This is a genomic window from Yersinia massiliensis CCUG 53443 (genome assembly GCF_000312485.1).
In the GTDB taxonomy this organism is placed as follows: Bacteria; Pseudomonadota; Gammaproteobacteria; order Enterobacterales; family Enterobacteriaceae; genus Yersinia; species Yersinia massiliensis.
In genome coordinates this window covers 772,295-786,767 of record NZ_HE997643.1, presented here as the reverse complement: position 1 = coordinate 786,767, position 14,473 = coordinate 772,295, and the positions used below count along the sequence as shown (strand labels likewise).

The window sequence follows — 14,473 nt, the reverse complement described above, 5'->3', positions numbered from 1 at the left end:
ATCTCCTATCGGCAATAACAAATATACAAGGCTGATGGAGATATATTGATATTTCAGGGGTAAAAAAACGACATGATAATATGTTTTAGTTACCAACTATCTTGCAAAAAAAACATGTTCTGCCTATCACTGTGAGCATCGCTAACTTTCCCGCTAACTGCATTGATAGATAATGAAGAAAAAATAAAATAAAAACGGCGTTCAGGTGAAAAGTTTCATAACAGCAATATTCTGTGATATCCATCATCATTATAAGGTGTGATTTTTTAACAGTGGCCTTCAAGAAACATGGTACAAATAAAATTGATTTTGCAATGTAAAAAACCTGTTTTCATTTTGTATATTATCAGTCAAATGAAATGATGAAATAACATGTGTAGACGTGACATTTGGATAGTGAGTGTGGCGTTTAAGCTGCTTTTCTGCCCACATATTATCTTGCACTGGAGGCAAACAATCTTGTTTTGGCTGGCTAAATTCATGGTATACATTAATGACTGCGGGGCATCTTAGGACTAAAGCGGGGGTCACCATGTATCAGCGTTGTTTGGACAATAATACCGATACCATTTTTGAGAATGGGTTAACACCGAAGCTCGCCAGATACGTTATTAGTGATGATCCCAACTGGGAATCAGGCCATCATATACATGAGGCCGAAACTGAGCTGATCTACGTGAAACAAGGCGTCGTCAAGCTGACCATTGACTCATCAAATTATGTTGCTCAGGCTGGCGATATTATTGTTATTGAACGTGGTTGTCTGCACGCTTTGGCCTCAGATATCAGTTCTCCCGCGACAACCTATGCTTGTGCTGTATATGGCTTCAAAATAAATGGGCTGGAAGAAAACCGGATTATGCAGCCTAACTCATACCCTATCGTCTCAGCGGTTAAAAATAAAAAAGAAATTCATGAAATCAGCCTATTATTGCCCCATAAAAAAGAGAACTTTTCATCTTCCATCTATGACGCCTTTGGTTATCTTTTGACAGTGATATTTTATGAAAATTTCAAGAATGCCTATCGAACCAATGCAGGGCATATCATTAAAGACGTTTTGGTAAAAGATATTCTGATTTATTTAAACAATAATTACCGTGAAAAAATCACTTTAAGCCAATTAGCAAAAAAATTCCGCGCCAGCGTCAGTTATATCTGCCATGAGTTTACGAAAGAATATCGAATCTCACCGATCAACTATGTGATTAAGCGGCGGATAACAGAAGCAAAATTTGCGTTGACCAATACTGAACGCTGTCTAAATGAAATCTCATTCCTCGTCGGCTATGAAAATGTCGATCACTTCACGAAACTGTTTATTCGGCACGTCGGCTGTTCCCCATCGGAATACCGTAAACAGTTTAAGAGTGATCTTAATCGCGTGGAGTCTCAACCTGAATTCAGCGCAAACGCTGAGATATTGAATTAAATAACGGGTAAAACTGACTTCCACGAATAAAAAATGCTGCTTATAAAATCCATCCGTTCACATTTAAGCCTGTGAACGGATGAGTCATGACGTTATTTATTCTGGTAATCTTTCAAGATCTGACGCCCCGCAATATAAATCATAATCTCGTCAGTACCACCGCCAATACGCTCGCAGCGCACATCACGCCAGAATCGAGAAACACGCGCATCATCGGTATAACCCAATCCGCCCATAATCTGTATAGCGTCATCAATCACTTCCAACGCAGTACGAGCACAATATAACTTGCACAATGCAGCACTGGTTCTGAGTGATTCATGCATATCAGCTTGCCAAGCCACTTTTAACACCATATTGCGCATGTTTTCAATTTTGATGGCCATCAGCGCCAGTTTTTCTTGGATCATTTGGTTATGCCCAATGGGCTTACCAAACTGAATCCGCTGGTTGGCATATTTCGCCGCATCCTCAAAAGCACACTCAGCAAAACCAGTGCTACGAGCAGCGTTAATTAACCGCTCCATCTCAAAGTTATACATGACATTGAGGAAGCCCATACCTTCCTCTCCGACCATGTCGCTTTCATCCACTTCGACATTATCGAGGTAGACTTCGCAAGTGCTCAGCATGTGCCAACCGATTTTACGCAATGGGTTAATCTTGATACCAGGGCTATTAGATTCAACCCACCAAAGCGTAAATGCCTTTTTCGGATCCTTCGGTTCAGGGTCACGAGCCAGTACCAACATATACGGATACTCTTTGGCGCCCGTGATGAAGGTCTTCTGGCCATTGAGGTACACTTTGCCGTTCTTGCGCGTGTAACTGGTGGTCGCACTATTATTGTCTGAACCTGCGCCAGGTTCGGTCAGGGCTAATGCGTAGGCAGGGTCACCAGTGGCAAGTGTACTTTCTGCCGTTTTCTTTAATTGTTCTGGCGAACCGAATCGCAGCATACTGTGAATACACTGCCCATTCGTTATCAAAAATGCCGGTGCACCGCATTTTGAAACTTCCATTAAGGCCAACATTTGCGTCACGTAATCTGCTGGGATGCCATTATATTCTTCAGGAACACCCAGTAAGGAAATACCACTGTCCGATAACGCCCTCATAAATTCTTTGGGATAAGTTCCGTTTTGGTCGCAGGTCCTGAAATACTCTTCCGGGAAATCACTGGTAATCAGTTCCCGAATACTCGCGAGCAATAACTCTTGCTCTTCGGTTAAGCTAAAGTCCATATTCTTTACTCCCCTTAATTATTTTCCTTCCGGCAAAATAAATCCCATGACATCATCGTAAAACATTCTTTCATCCATTAATTTCAAGTCACTCGAAATAATGGGCGTAAAGTCCATTTGAGAGAGAATGTCCCTTTCCAGATCCACGCCAGGGGCAATTTCCACCAGATGCAATCCATCTTCTTTTAATGTAAACACGGCACGCTCAGTGATATAGCGAACATCTAAACCTCGTTCTAATGCTATTTTCCCACTGAATGTTATCTCCGGAATTTCCTTAATGAATTTTTTAACTTTACCTTCCTGAATAATTTTCAACGCGCCATCGCCAACCGTGGTTTTCAAACCTGCAGCTGTTAATGTTCCGCAAAATATAATTTTCTTTGAGGTGGCACTGATATCAATAAAGCCCCCTGTCCCCATAATTTTGCCGTTAAACTTATGGACACCCACGTTGCCTTGCTGGTCTATTTCAGCAAAACTCAAATAGCAGACATCCAAACCGCCACCATGGTAAAAATCAAACTGCGAGGTCATATCAAGAATGGCTCGGGTATTCACGTTAGCCCCGAATGCAACGCCCTGTGTTGTAATCCCGCCAATCGGGCCCGTTTCCACGGTGAGGACAAACTCATCAGCACAGCCTTCTTCCCTAGCGACCAAGCCAATTCCATCGGCAATCCCGACACCTACGTTCCCGACAGCGCCTTTGCGCATTTCAAATAGTGCGCGGCGGGCGACGAGCTTGCGTTGGTTCAGCGGAATGTCCATTTTGGTACTGTCATCCAGCACAAAATCACCGGATATAAATCGGTTGACCGGTGCGCCGCCATAAAGTTGGGTTTGCGCGGGATCCACCACTACAATATCGACAAGATAACCGGGGATCCTGACTGCTTTGGGATGAAGGGTCGCTTTCTTGACCATCTTCTGCACCTGCATCATCACAATGCCGCCATTGTTATGTACAGCTTGGGCGATCACTAAAGCATCGAGATACATCACTTCATCTTCGAAAGAGGCATAACCTTCGCTATCGCAGGTTGTGGCGCGAATAAACGCCACGGTCGGAGCAATGGCTTTGTAGAAGAGATATTCCTGATTATCAATCTCGATTAATTTAATCAGCTCTTCTTTGGTCACTTCATTGAGTTTTCCGCCTTGTTGGCGCGGGTCAACAAAGGTGCCGATACCAATGTGACTCAAGATGCCGGGCTGATGTGCGGCTGATGCTCGAATGACTTGTGTCAACACACCTTGCGGATAGTTATAGGCACTTATTTTATTTTGTTCTGCTAGCTCTGAAATACGCGGGGATTGTCCCCAATGCCCGCAAAGTGCCCATTTAATTAAACCTTCTTGTGCCAATGGGCTAATACCTCTATCCGCTCTATCACCCAATCCTGTTGGACTAATGAGTGATAAATTTTTTGGAGAGTGGATATTTTTATATTGCTCAGCTAATGCAGTAATTAAGGTCGTCGCTTCAAGAATCCCACCGCCTGCACCTAATACACACAGCGTCGCTTCATCCGGGATATATTTTACTGCATCCTCAGCGGATAAAACGGGAACCCGACCATTAATACGTTTCGGTCTTTCCAGTTTCATAGGTACTCCTAATTATGACTGAATTTATTTATATTCATTCAATAGATAAAAGGCCTTAATAGCCATTAAGGAATGTCAAATAATAACTCGGTATATTGGCTCAGAAATCAATTTAATTTCTGAGCCATGGCTTAATCAATATTGGATTAGGACTGATGTATTATTGTTAAAGCAGATCTCAAATCTTTAATATCTATCTGCCCAGGAGCAGAAGCCTTTTTCAACGCGCCAAAAGTGGCCGCTGAACCGAAGACTTCGCCCGATAAGCGAGAAATAATACCCAGCTTGGACATCGACATCGTAATAATCGGCCGGTCAGCATATTTCTCATGCATTTCCAACGTGGCGGCCAGCAGTGTCAGCACATCACTTTTGTTTTGCGGCATTAACGCAATTTTTGGAATATCAGCGCCAAGTTCTTGCATTTTACGCAAGCGCTTAACGATCTCTTCTTTCGGCGGCGTTTTATGGAAGTCGTGATTCGACATGATCACTTTGACACCTTTGCTATGAGCATGTTCTATTATGTCGCTAACGGCTTGATCACCCGTAAAAAGCTCCAAGTCAATCATATCCACCTGGCCGCTATCGATGAGTGTTTTATTCAACGTAAGATAATCTTCAGTAGATATCGCTTTTTCGCCCCCTTCTTTCGCGGTGCGGAAGGTAAAAAGGATCGGCTTATCGTGAATAATACTTCTCAGTTGTTGGGCTGCATCAAGAATAGCCGCCATATTGTTCACATCATCAAAATGGTCGATACGCCACTCTAAAATATCAAAGTCGAACGCTTGGTAATATTGCGCTTCTGAATGGATGGAGGACACCTCTTTACCCATCAATGACACGATGATTTTGGGTGCGCCTTCACCTATTTCCAGACCTTTCACTGTTACGGTTTTCATTCTTTCCCTTCCATTCATACCTGATAACGGGTGACCGTCCGTCTGATCCCGCAGAGGATAATTACGCGTTGAACCCCATCACCTTTTTAACATGCTCCAGCGGGAATTCTTTACCGGTCCACAGTTTAAACTGCTCAGCCCCCTGCCATAACAACATTCCATACCCATCAACCGTTTTACATCCAGCATCCATGGCCATTTGTAATAACTTGGTGATGTGCGGGTTGTAGACACACTCAGAAACCAGCAGCTCTGGGCGTAGCATAGCAATATCACTGACAATACTTTCATTTTCCAGTGGTTTCATTCCCACTTTTGTTCCGTTGGTCAGAATATCTGCACCGGCAATCGCATTGGCAAAGGCTTTCTGGTTCGCTAAATCGTTAACGGTCACTGTGCAATCGGTATTGTCATTGACACGTTTAGCAAAGGCGAGTGCTTCTTCGTAAAACTCATCCCGCCGATTAAATAACATGATTTCTTTGATGCCTTCAATGGCGGCCTGAGCACCAATGGCTGTCGATGCCCCACCTGCACCCACCAGCACCATTTTTTTACCTTTGATATCAAAGCCCGTTTCTTTGATGGCCCGAATATGGCCCGTCCCATCCGTGTTGTATCCCCGCAGAAAACCGTTGTCGTTGACGATGGTATTAATGGCCCCAACCAATTTTGCCGCTGGTGTTAATTCGTCAACATATTGGCAGGCCAATTGTTTATTAGGCATAGAGACACCGGTGCCGCGCATTTTTAATGCTTTTAGACCTTCAATCGCTTTACCAAAAGTCGAATTATCAACCTCAAAAGCCATATAGGTATAAGGTAAACCGGCCTCTTCCAGCGCTTTATTCTGCATTTCAGGCGATAAACTGTGTCTGATCGGATAAGCCATTAAACCGATCAGTTCATATTTTGCGGTAACATCCATTTGCAACTCCTCACTCTATTGTTATGCCTGATTGATGCCCATTAATATTCTGTGGCAGAAACGCTATTCGATAAGTAGCCAACCCTACCGTATAAAATAATGGGCATTTTTATTGAATTAAAATATTGCGGTCAGTCTTATTCATGACTGCCGTGTCTCTAATTATTGAAAGAACCGCTCACCGAAACGAAAATCAGTTTTAGGGATCTTGAAGACTTTATAGTAGCGAACGAACACAACCAGTGCGGCGATTAAGGCGACTACCGCGAATACAATATCCAGCAATATGATATATTGCAGACCAATAGTGGATAAATAACCGGTTATGAGTGGAATAATGAAGTTGGCTAATCCTCCCATCATCATATAAACACTGGTGACTTTGGCTTTGCTCTTTGGGAAAAACTCTGACATGACAGAGACACCCAGTTGTAATATCCCACCGGCGGCAGAGAAACCAATCACAAATGCACCAACATTACAAACCAGTGGCGAGGGATACAGATAAATCACCGTGGCCGCAATAACCGCCAATCCCGTATTAAATACATTAGCCCAGACGGGGCGTACCATACTTTTAAGCAGAAATGCGAAGAGGAACACGCACACTAATGAACCCAAACTGTAGTAAGAGATGGTTTTTAGCGCTTCAGCTTCGGCCATTCCGGCAAAAGCCATAGCGTATTTCGGCATCCACACCACAATGACATAGAATGTTGAAAACGCAGCAACGCCAAAGATGACTGAGGCTACACCTTCCAGCCAAGCCAAGGGTTTACTACTCATCTGAGGTAAGTCTTTGGCGATGGCAGCATCGACAATCTGACTCGGGAATTGACTTCTCATGACCAATACGGTGACCAAAATAAACAGTAGACCGGGAATGACCATGGCATAGCCGAACCAGAGTTGGCTGACCAACAAATAGCTGACTAACATCGGATAGAACATCTGCCCAAATGAAATTGTCGCCTTAAGCAGGATGACAGCCGAACCTGACGTTTTGGGGTAGCACTCCATCAATGCAGGATAGCCACCGGTATCCAATGCCGCATTCGCAGCACCGACACAAAACGCCAGTATAAAAGCAACAATCAGATTAGGGCTGGCGAGAATACCAAAGAAGAACACGATATATAATGCGATACCCATCAAAATAACTGAGCGTCGACCGAACTTGTCAGAAATGACACCGAAAAATAGGATACAGACCAATCGGCCTAAGCCTATACCCGAGATCACATAGGCTATTCCGGCACTGTCAGTGTTAAATTTTTCTGCCAAGTGAGTCATATTCTGTGCCAATGTAATGACACTGATACCATGAAGAAAATAGCTCAGGTATATACTCAGCGCAGCTAATAAGAATGGCGAATTAAAGGCCTTACTCTGGCTCATGCTTCTCTCCGTTTATTGTTGATTTTTTTATTTTCATTCATTTTACTTATTTTAAAACCAGTGGAATCAAATCACTTACTGCATTTCCAATAAACCATCCGCTATCATTAATGTATATAACGGCAACAATGATTAATACGTAATATAACGTTTTCATTTTCAACTTTATTGCAGCGTAGGGTAAACACGTCAAGCATCTATTGTTGATGATTTGTTTTTTATTTTACAAAATGAATACTTTATTGTCGTTGGCAAAAAAACACCTCGACCAGCATTCTCATTTTTTCATTTTTTGTGAGGCAGTTAATATTTCTACTATTTCAAATGAAACTATGGCGCGAGAGATTTTAAAAAAAATGCCCAACTGATGATGACCTCACGATAATGGTGAACCTTCAGGCATTATCACAAAATAAGTTCACGTGAAGTAAGTCACACGAATAAGCTATGAGTATTGTTTCTTCGCATTATGACGAGAAACATTTAACAATCCGTTCACTCACGCTGTTCTTATCCACCAGAATAAATCCATGCTTTATTGCACTGCACCATAATAATTTTGCATACGCCATAAATGTCCCTTTGATCGTTTCCCTTACGCCTCTTAAAGTACGGCATAATCATTCATCGATACAATAAGGTAACTCGCCGATTTCATTCAATAAATCCAGTTCAACTAACAACGAACCACTACGTTATGTGACCAATACCCTAGTACAAACTGTGGGTTTATCGTATGTTCAACCATTCACTCAATCGATCAGGGTGCTCATCGAACAGCAATACCAAGAGCGCACAATATTCACAGGGCAAGTTACCGATACCGCCCTTCTGCTGACGTTAATGTCACGAGAAACAAAATGAATTTAAAACAATTACATTACTTTAAACGTTTGGCAGAAAAGCAGCATTATACGGAAGCCGCCACCAGCTTGTTCATTGCTCAACCTTCATTAAGCCATGCCATATCGGAACTTGAAAAAGAGTTAGGCGTGACCTTATTTGAAAAAACGGGCAGAAATGTGAGGATAACGCAGTGTGGAAAAATATTTTTACCCTATGTTGAGAATGCATTGCTTGAATTGGAAAATGGGCGTCTTGCATTACGGCAAATGAACGGTAACCAAAATAACACCATCAGGCTGGCATTTATTTACACCATGGGAGAAAGAGTTGTCCCTCAGTTAATCGACCAATTTATACAAATTCCCGACAATAAAAATAAGCGTTTTTGCTTTCATCAAGGCACCTCATCTTCCATTGTTGAAGATCTGAAAGCCGATAAATTCGATTTGGCTTTTTGTTCTCTTATGCCAGAGGAACCTGAAATAGAGTTTATTCCGTTAATTAGCCAAGAGTTGGTGTTGGTCACATCTCGTGACCATCCCTTGGCGCAACGTAATGAAAGTGAAATCGCTTTAGAGGATACCATCCCCTATCCGTATATCTTTTTTTCGCAAAAAAGCGGGCTACGTCAGTTTATTGACAAAATGTTTATGCAGAAACAACTGATCCCAGAAATTACCTGTTATGTCGAGGAAGATACGGCAATGGTTGGACTTGTGGGGATCAATTACGGTATTGCGATTATGCCGCGCATCAGCACACTTTCGCATTCCAACGTCCATGTTATGCATATAAAAGATCCCGGCCCAACACGTTATATCTATCTGGCGACCCGTAAAGATCAGGCGCTATCACCCGCGGCCTATGCATTTAAGAAGTTTGCCTTTAGTGCGTGCCAACGAATGACCTTCACATAGCCGGGTTATCAGAGCTAATTAACTGTCATGTAGACAAGTGCCGTGTAGACAAGTGCCGTGTAGACAACTGCCTTGTAGACAGAGAGGATAACATCCCAAATATCCTCTCTGCCTACATCTGATCATTCGCTGCCATACCTCAGTGTTTCATGCCTCAACTTGATTCATCTTAAGCCGATAGCCACGCTCTTTTCTGCTGCGATAACCAATGAATAACGCCGTGATAAAGCCTGCTGCCGCGAGGCCAACATCAAACCACATAATGCTGGCAATACTGGTTTGCGAAAGCTTGGCGGTAATTAATGGGATGGTGAATGTGGCTAAACTCCCCGCGCTATAAAAAATAGCCGTCGCCTTACCTTTGCCTTGCGGGAAACGCATAGCCATCAGTGTTAACCCTAGTTGCATGACGCCACCAGCAGCCGAGAACCCAATGACAAATGAAAAAATAAAGACCGTAATTACCGTGGTATGCAAACAAACTGCTAGCAACGCAATAAAGGAGATAAAGGTGTAAAGCATGAGCAGTGTGGTTGAACTTACCGTTTTCTTCACTAGCCCAGCAGTGATAAAGACACACAGTAGCGAGCCTAAGGTGTAGACGCTCAACAATTTAATCGACAGCGTATAAGACATCCCTGCCACAAACTGACCATACTGCGCTAACCACTGACTGATGAGATAAAACGTCGCCATAGCGATGTAGCCATATAATGTAAAGCTGGCGAGATCTACTATTGAGCAGGTATGACTTTGAGACGCAGTCACCTTAGCAACAGTAGGCTCGACCTCAGTACTGGGTAGTACATTATGCGAGGGGAATGGGCATTTGAACAAAAATAATGCATTCATGAACATGATGCTGGCCGCCACCAAAAATGACCAACCGAACCAAAGATCAAACCACACAAGAAGGCTTATCATAAACGGCAAAATAAACTGGCCGCCGGAAACAAACGCCTTGATGAGGATATTGGCTGTGCTCGGTGTCTTGGGGAAAGCCTCCATCAATGAGGGGTAGGTTCCCGAATCGAGGAAACTGTTTGCCATCCCTGCCAAGAAACCGAAACAGTAGGCGACGACGATACTTTGGGTACTGAGGACACCGAGGAAAAAACCGATGTAGCAAGCCATTCCCAAAAAGATAAAAGGTTTTCGACCAAAACGATCGGAGAGCATCCCCGCAATCAGCAGAATGCTGAGTCGCCCAATGCCCAATGAAGAAATCACAACCGAGACACCTGCCGCATCTGTTTGCCACTGTTGCTGTAGATGAGGCATATTCAAACTGATCAATATGACCCCCATGCCATGGACCAGATAATTGATATACAGGCCGATAGACGTGGGTATGTAATTTTGTTTCATATAAGCCTTTTTCAGCAAAGAAATTTTTTTATTTGGTCTAGGGATGCTTTACGTGCTTTGATAGAAAACTTTTTATGATTTTTAAAAAATGATGCCTGTGGGCATAATGGCCACTGGTGATTTCAATAGTAAAAGGTAGAAAATACTCATCATTAAATTTAATACGGCAGGTGAAACCTCACCTTATTTCCATACTAGCAATCCTATCCAGCAATAAATAATTCATTTTTTTAAAGCAATCCATAGATTATTTCTATTGCCAAAGAGTACTCATGCCTTTCGTTTTCTCTCGCCTTATCGCTGGGTTGATTTCAATGCTAATAGCTTATTATTAACTACATAATCGCAACATCCATGTTGGGTACTTAACAAATGCTCATTGTCATTTTTGTGGGTCACGTTCTGTTTAGCACAATCTTTCCAGATCATGAGAATAGAGCTCGGCCGCGACTGACTGATATATCTTCCATTCTAAAAAATCCCCATCAGGATAGATTGAATGGAATGCTTCATAATCAGGGAAAAAACGCATCGTATTATTCCCAATACGATTGTTTATCTTGTCGATAATGGCATTAATCCTTTTTCTTCTCTTTTCGTTCATCGATGTCAGTGTTTCTATCACCGCAACGGGGATCTCTTGTTCTCCATTCTCCCACTGCTGCCACATCTGCACTTTTTTAATTTCTTCGATATTATCGCCTAAAATAAACTGCGCTGATTCTTCGATACTCATAAAGAAAAGCTGACGTAACGCCTGTAATTCTAAATAGTTCATAATACGATAACTCCTTGAGTGATCAGAACAGATGATTAGATAACACTAATTAGCCTTGGGACGAAATGATCATTATCACAATAAGTTAAACCGGCTATTCCCCTGCCTGCGGAGCGAGTGCGGCTATCATCGGTTTCCGGCTTATATCTCGTCTCTATTATGAACAATGACAGTACAGTGTTTGGGTATTCGCGAATGAATAGGCAACGGCGCCATTATTAAGTCTCAACTTTTTTGCGTAGATTTTGACGCTTACCGCTCAAATGTTAATATAGCGCGCAAAAGGAACCAAAAAATACGATGAGAAAGGACATGTTTTGAACACTGAAGGCAAAATACGTTTGTGGCCAAGGTTCGCGTTATATGCACTAGTCATCTTCCTATTGGCGGGATGCTCAAGCAAAACAAGTCGCGACTACTCGACCCTACCTAAAGGCAGCTATAACGATAAAACCTATACTGTTCAGCGGGGTGATACGCTGTATTTTATTGCTTGGATCAGTGATTCAGAAGTCAGTGAACTTGCGCGTATCAACAAAATTCGTCCTCCTTATCAACTCGAAATAGGACAGAAACTTCATCTCAGCAGTTCCTCCGCCGCAACGCGTCAAACCGCCAGCAAACGTAAATCGTCCAGTACGGCGATAGCTAAGTCAACGCCACCGCCGGGAGCCAATCGCTGTTGGCGCTGGCCGACCAGTGGTCAGATAATCTCGAAGTACTCCACCGCCGATGGAGGGAACAAAGGCATTGATATCGCGGGTAAACGCGGTCAACCCATCTACGCCTCCGCTAAGGGGCGGGTTGTTTATGTCGGTAATCAGCTACGGGGTTATGGGAACTTAATTATGATTAAGCATGGCAATGACTTCATCACGGCTTATGCCCATAACGACACGATGCTGGTGAAGAATGGACAAGATGTCAGTGCTGGGCAAAAAATAAGCACTATGGGGAGTACAGGGACCGATAAACTGATGTTGCACTTCCAAATTCGTTATCGAGCCACCGCTCTTGATCCGCTTCGCTATTTACCCGCACAAGGGACATCGCCGAAATGTTAGTCTACCAAGAATGCATTAACGGCTCACATCATCACAGCTCATTTCCCCGCTTATTGCTGTTGCTATAAGTCAAAAGGCTCCTGAAAAGGAGCCTTTTGACAGCTGACAAAGTGCCGATTGCGGAGAAGACAAGCAGATCGTAAAGATGCCGTAAAATCATCCCTGATGGCTCGAGCCGCGCCATCCTTGGCGCGGACGCTTTACTCTTCTGCCTGTCCTCACCATTCCCGATCAAGTCATCGGTGTTTTTCAGTAGCCAAAAGGCTCCTGATGGGGAGCCTTTTGATATTGGGTATTCGATCTTCCTTAGCGCCTAATTGTCTTCAACGCTAAGACTGATTCGTTACGCCAGAATTTGTTTCACAAAAGTTTTGATTTCTTCAACCTGACAGTTATCAAAGAAGCACTGTTGGAAACGCTCACCGCTCACGGCAGTTTTTACCAGTTCTGGATCGATAGCACGCAGGGTATCCAGATAATTATCTTTCACCACTGCCGCTTTCACTTGATTCAAGATACCGGCATTACGCACTTGCGGCTCTTTACGATCCAATGGGTAGCCTTCACCTTTCACGCCAGTAAATGCTTTTTCAAAGATATAACGCACGTTCAGTTCAGCGCCCCAGCCAAAACCTTTGGCGTATGGCAGTGACAGTGCATTACCGTTATTGATTTGAGCAAACAGGAAAGCATCCGCTGGATCGATGCAGTAACCACACACCACACCTGGGTGAATGTTTAATGACATCATTGCGCCTTGACCTGTACCACAACCGGTGACCACAAAATCAACTGCTTTAGAGTTCAGCAAGATGCTGGCCATGATCCCCAAATGGATATAAGTCAGATGGTGATCGTTCTCATCACTCATACCAACGTTATAGACTGGGTACGCTTTTTCTGAGGCTACAGCATTCAGCTCTTTCAGAATTATCGCGTTTTTCGTTGCCTGACTGTTTTCCATCATCAGTGCAATTTTCATTATTTCATCTCCGATTGGTCAATGGCATGTGGTCCATTGAAGGTGTCATGTTGAATTTAATTGTATCGAAGATAGCACTACTAAAACAACATTTCAATTTTAATGAAAATAAGTTCTACGCAAATCACACATCGGAATGGATCTGGCTAGGAAGCACTCTTCACCCTTGAATTTTCTGTTTATGCGGCGTTATGCGACGGCGCTGATAAGCAAAGATATGGCGAGTTTATCGGATTAGCAGGCAAAATGGCCACAGCAGAGTTGCTCTTATAAATGAAGGCAAGCCGTGTCGCTACACGGCTTGGGTGACATCTAAAACCACGGCACATCGATTTTAGTGATGTAACATCTCATGGACGATGTCATCCTTATTCAAGGTTATCGGATAGAAAGTAGGCCAGTTATCCATTTCTTGAAGCAATTTTTCTTGCGATTCGTTGCCGGTATAGATATGAAAATGATGGGATTTTTGTGACTTAATAATGTGGTCGCTAAATTGAACATACTTAGGGGCTTTTGAATTGCTATCTTTGCATTCAAACAGATAACGTACACCCTTCTTCCCTGATTCATAGTGCATGATTTTAAAACCGGAATAGGTATATTTGCAGGAATTTACTGCTTTCGCAGTGTGAAAATCGATCGTACCATCTTCGATGCCGATCATATTGACATCAGTTGCGTAGCCTTTCTTGTAATACTCTCGGTATTTCTCAACGCTTTTGTCTTTGTTTTTCTTCGCCTTGCTCACCAATACTGCGTCCAAGTCCCCTTTCAATAAATAAGGATTAACGGATTGCCAGACACCATCCCAATCACTGAGTGTTCTATCTGTCACGTCTTTATCTTCAAATATACCTTCACTGGCTTTGCGCTCCGCTTCAGTTTGTTGATGCTCATGGGCATGACCATGATTACCGTGAGCTAATAAGTTAAAACTCATTAGTGAGGTACAGACACTAAGCGCGATAAGTGCTCGGCGGGCAAATTTTTGTGGCAT

12 protein-coding genes are annotated in these 14,473 nt (G+C 43.0%); 3 read left to right on the top strand and 9 right to left on the bottom strand.

What is annotated here, in order from left to right; genetic code table 11:
* Positions 1 to 532: 532 nt before the first annotated feature.
* On the top strand, positions 533 to 1,432 hold the full coding sequence (locus BN68_RS03510) for an AraC family transcriptional regulator (RefSeq protein ID WP_019209767.1): 900 nt from the start codon (positions 533 to 535) through the stop codon (positions 1,430 to 1,432).
* Positions 1,433 to 1,524: 92 nt separating this feature from the next.
* On the opposite strand, the gene BN68_RS03505 is transcribed toward BN68_RS03510, so the two are convergent.
* The 5 genes from BN68_RS03505 to BN68_RS03485 all read right to left on the bottom strand — a co-directional run bounded on the left by BN68_RS03505 (position 1,525) and on the right by BN68_RS03485 (position 7,518).
* A complete protein-coding gene (locus BN68_RS03505; RefSeq protein WP_019209766.1) occupies positions 1,525 to 2,676 on the bottom strand; it encodes an acyl-CoA dehydrogenase in 1,152 nt (383 codons plus the stop codon).
* Between the two features lie 18 nt (positions 2,677 to 2,694).
* Positions 2,695 to 4,287: an acyl CoA:acetate/3-ketoacid CoA transferase gene (locus tag BN68_RS03500; protein WP_019209765.1), complete on the bottom strand. Its 1,593-nt coding sequence runs from the start codon at positions 4,285 to 4,287 to the stop codon at positions 2,695 to 2,697.
* Between the two features lie 146 nt (positions 4,288 to 4,433).
* Positions 4,434 to 5,192, bottom strand: a complete 759-nt coding sequence (gene aroD, locus BN68_RS03495) for a type I 3-dehydroquinate dehydratase (RefSeq protein WP_019209764.1) — start codon at positions 5,190 to 5,192, stop codon at positions 4,434 to 4,436.
* A gap of 61 nt (positions 5,193 to 5,253) precedes the next feature.
* Complete coding sequence (ydiB, locus tag BN68_RS03490; protein ID WP_019209763.1) at positions 5,254 to 6,120, bottom strand: quinate/shikimate dehydrogenase; 867 nt, start codon at positions 6,118 to 6,120, stop codon at positions 5,254 to 5,256.
* A gap of 162 nt (positions 6,121 to 6,282) precedes the next feature.
* Entirely contained in the window at positions 6,283 to 7,518 is a 1,236-nt protein-coding gene (locus tag BN68_RS03485) for an MFS transporter (protein WP_019209762.1), read from the bottom strand.
* 860 nt (positions 7,519 to 8,378) lie between these two features.
* Between BN68_RS03485 and BN68_RS03480 the strand changes: the two genes are divergently transcribed.
* Positions 8,379 to 9,281 (top strand): LysR family transcriptional regulator, encoded by a 903-nt coding sequence (locus BN68_RS03480; RefSeq protein WP_019209761.1) that lies wholly within the window; start codon positions 8,379 to 8,381, stop codon positions 9,279 to 9,281.
* Positions 9,282 to 9,428: 147 nt separating this feature from the next.
* Here BN68_RS03480 and BN68_RS03475 read toward each other — a convergent pair whose 3' ends face one another.
* Both BN68_RS03475 and BN68_RS03470 read right to left on the bottom strand, forming a co-directional pair.
* On the bottom strand, positions 9,429 to 10,649 hold the full coding sequence (locus BN68_RS03475; protein ID WP_019209760.1) for an MFS transporter: 1,221 nt from the start codon (positions 10,647 to 10,649) through the stop codon (positions 9,429 to 9,431).
* A gap of 406 nt (positions 10,650 to 11,055) precedes the next feature.
* Positions 11,056 to 11,427, bottom strand: coding sequence for a YdiL family protein (locus tag BN68_RS03470; RefSeq protein WP_019209759.1), 372 nt, complete (start codon positions 11,425 to 11,427; stop codon positions 11,056 to 11,058).
* A 335-nt stretch (positions 11,428 to 11,762) separates the two neighbouring features.
* Between BN68_RS03470 and actS the strand changes: the two genes are divergently transcribed.
* Positions 11,763 to 12,491, top strand: coding sequence for an amidase activator ActS (gene actS / locus BN68_RS03465; RefSeq protein ID WP_042806505.1), 729 nt, complete (start codon positions 11,763 to 11,765; stop codon positions 12,489 to 12,491).
* Between the two features lie 343 nt (positions 12,492 to 12,834).
* Here actS and BN68_RS03460 read toward each other — a convergent pair whose 3' ends face one another.
* Entirely contained in the window at positions 12,835 to 13,473 is a 639-nt protein-coding gene (locus BN68_RS03460; RefSeq protein ID WP_019209757.1) for an RpiB/LacA/LacB family sugar-phosphate isomerase, read from the bottom strand.
* 334 nt (positions 13,474 to 13,807) lie between these two features.
* Positions 13,808 to 14,473 carry a metal-binding protein ZinT gene (gene zinT, locus BN68_RS03455; RefSeq protein ID WP_019209756.1) on the bottom strand — a complete coding sequence of 222 codons (666 nt, stop codon included), beginning with the start codon at positions 14,471 to 14,473 and terminating at the stop codon, positions 13,808 to 13,810.

Bases quoted from the DNA above. Each gene is read 5' to 3' on its own strand.
- BN68_RS03485 (WP_019209762.1), bottom strand. From the start codon at position 7,518: ATGAGCCAGAGTAAGGCCTTTAATTCGCCATTCTTATTAGCTGCGCTG.
- aroD (WP_019209764.1), bottom strand. From the start codon at position 5,192: ATGAAAACCGTAACAGTGAAAGGTCTGGAAATAGGTGAAGGCGCACCC.
- ydiB (WP_019209763.1), bottom strand. From the start codon at position 6,120: ATGGATGTTACCGCAAAATATGAACTGATCGGTTTAATGGCTTATCCG.
- BN68_RS03510 (WP_019209767.1), top strand. From the start codon at position 533: ATGTATCAGCGTTGTTTGGACAATAATACCGATACCATTTTTGAGAAT.
- BN68_RS03505 (WP_019209766.1), bottom strand. From the start codon at position 2,676: ATGGACTTTAGCTTAACCGAAGAGCAAGAGTTATTGCTCGCGAGTATT.
- BN68_RS03460 (WP_019209757.1), bottom strand. From the start codon at position 13,473: ATGAAAATTGCACTGATGATGGAAAACAGTCAGGCAACGAAAAACGCG.
- zinT (WP_019209756.1), bottom strand. From the start codon at position 14,473: ATGCCACAAAAATTTGCCCGCCGAGCACTTATCGCGCTTAGTGTCTGT.
- BN68_RS03480 (WP_019209761.1), top strand. From the start codon at position 8,379: ATGAATTTAAAACAATTACATTACTTTAAACGTTTGGCAGAAAAGCAG.
- BN68_RS03475 (WP_019209760.1), bottom strand. From the start codon at position 10,649: ATGAAACAAAATTACATACCCACGTCTATCGGCCTGTATATCAATTAT.
- BN68_RS03500 (WP_019209765.1), bottom strand. From the start codon at position 4,287: ATGAAACTGGAAAGACCGAAACGTATTAATGGTCGGGTTCCCGTTTTA.
- BN68_RS03470 (WP_019209759.1), bottom strand. From the start codon at position 11,427: ATGAACTATTTAGAATTACAGGCGTTACGTCAGCTTTTCTTTATGAGT.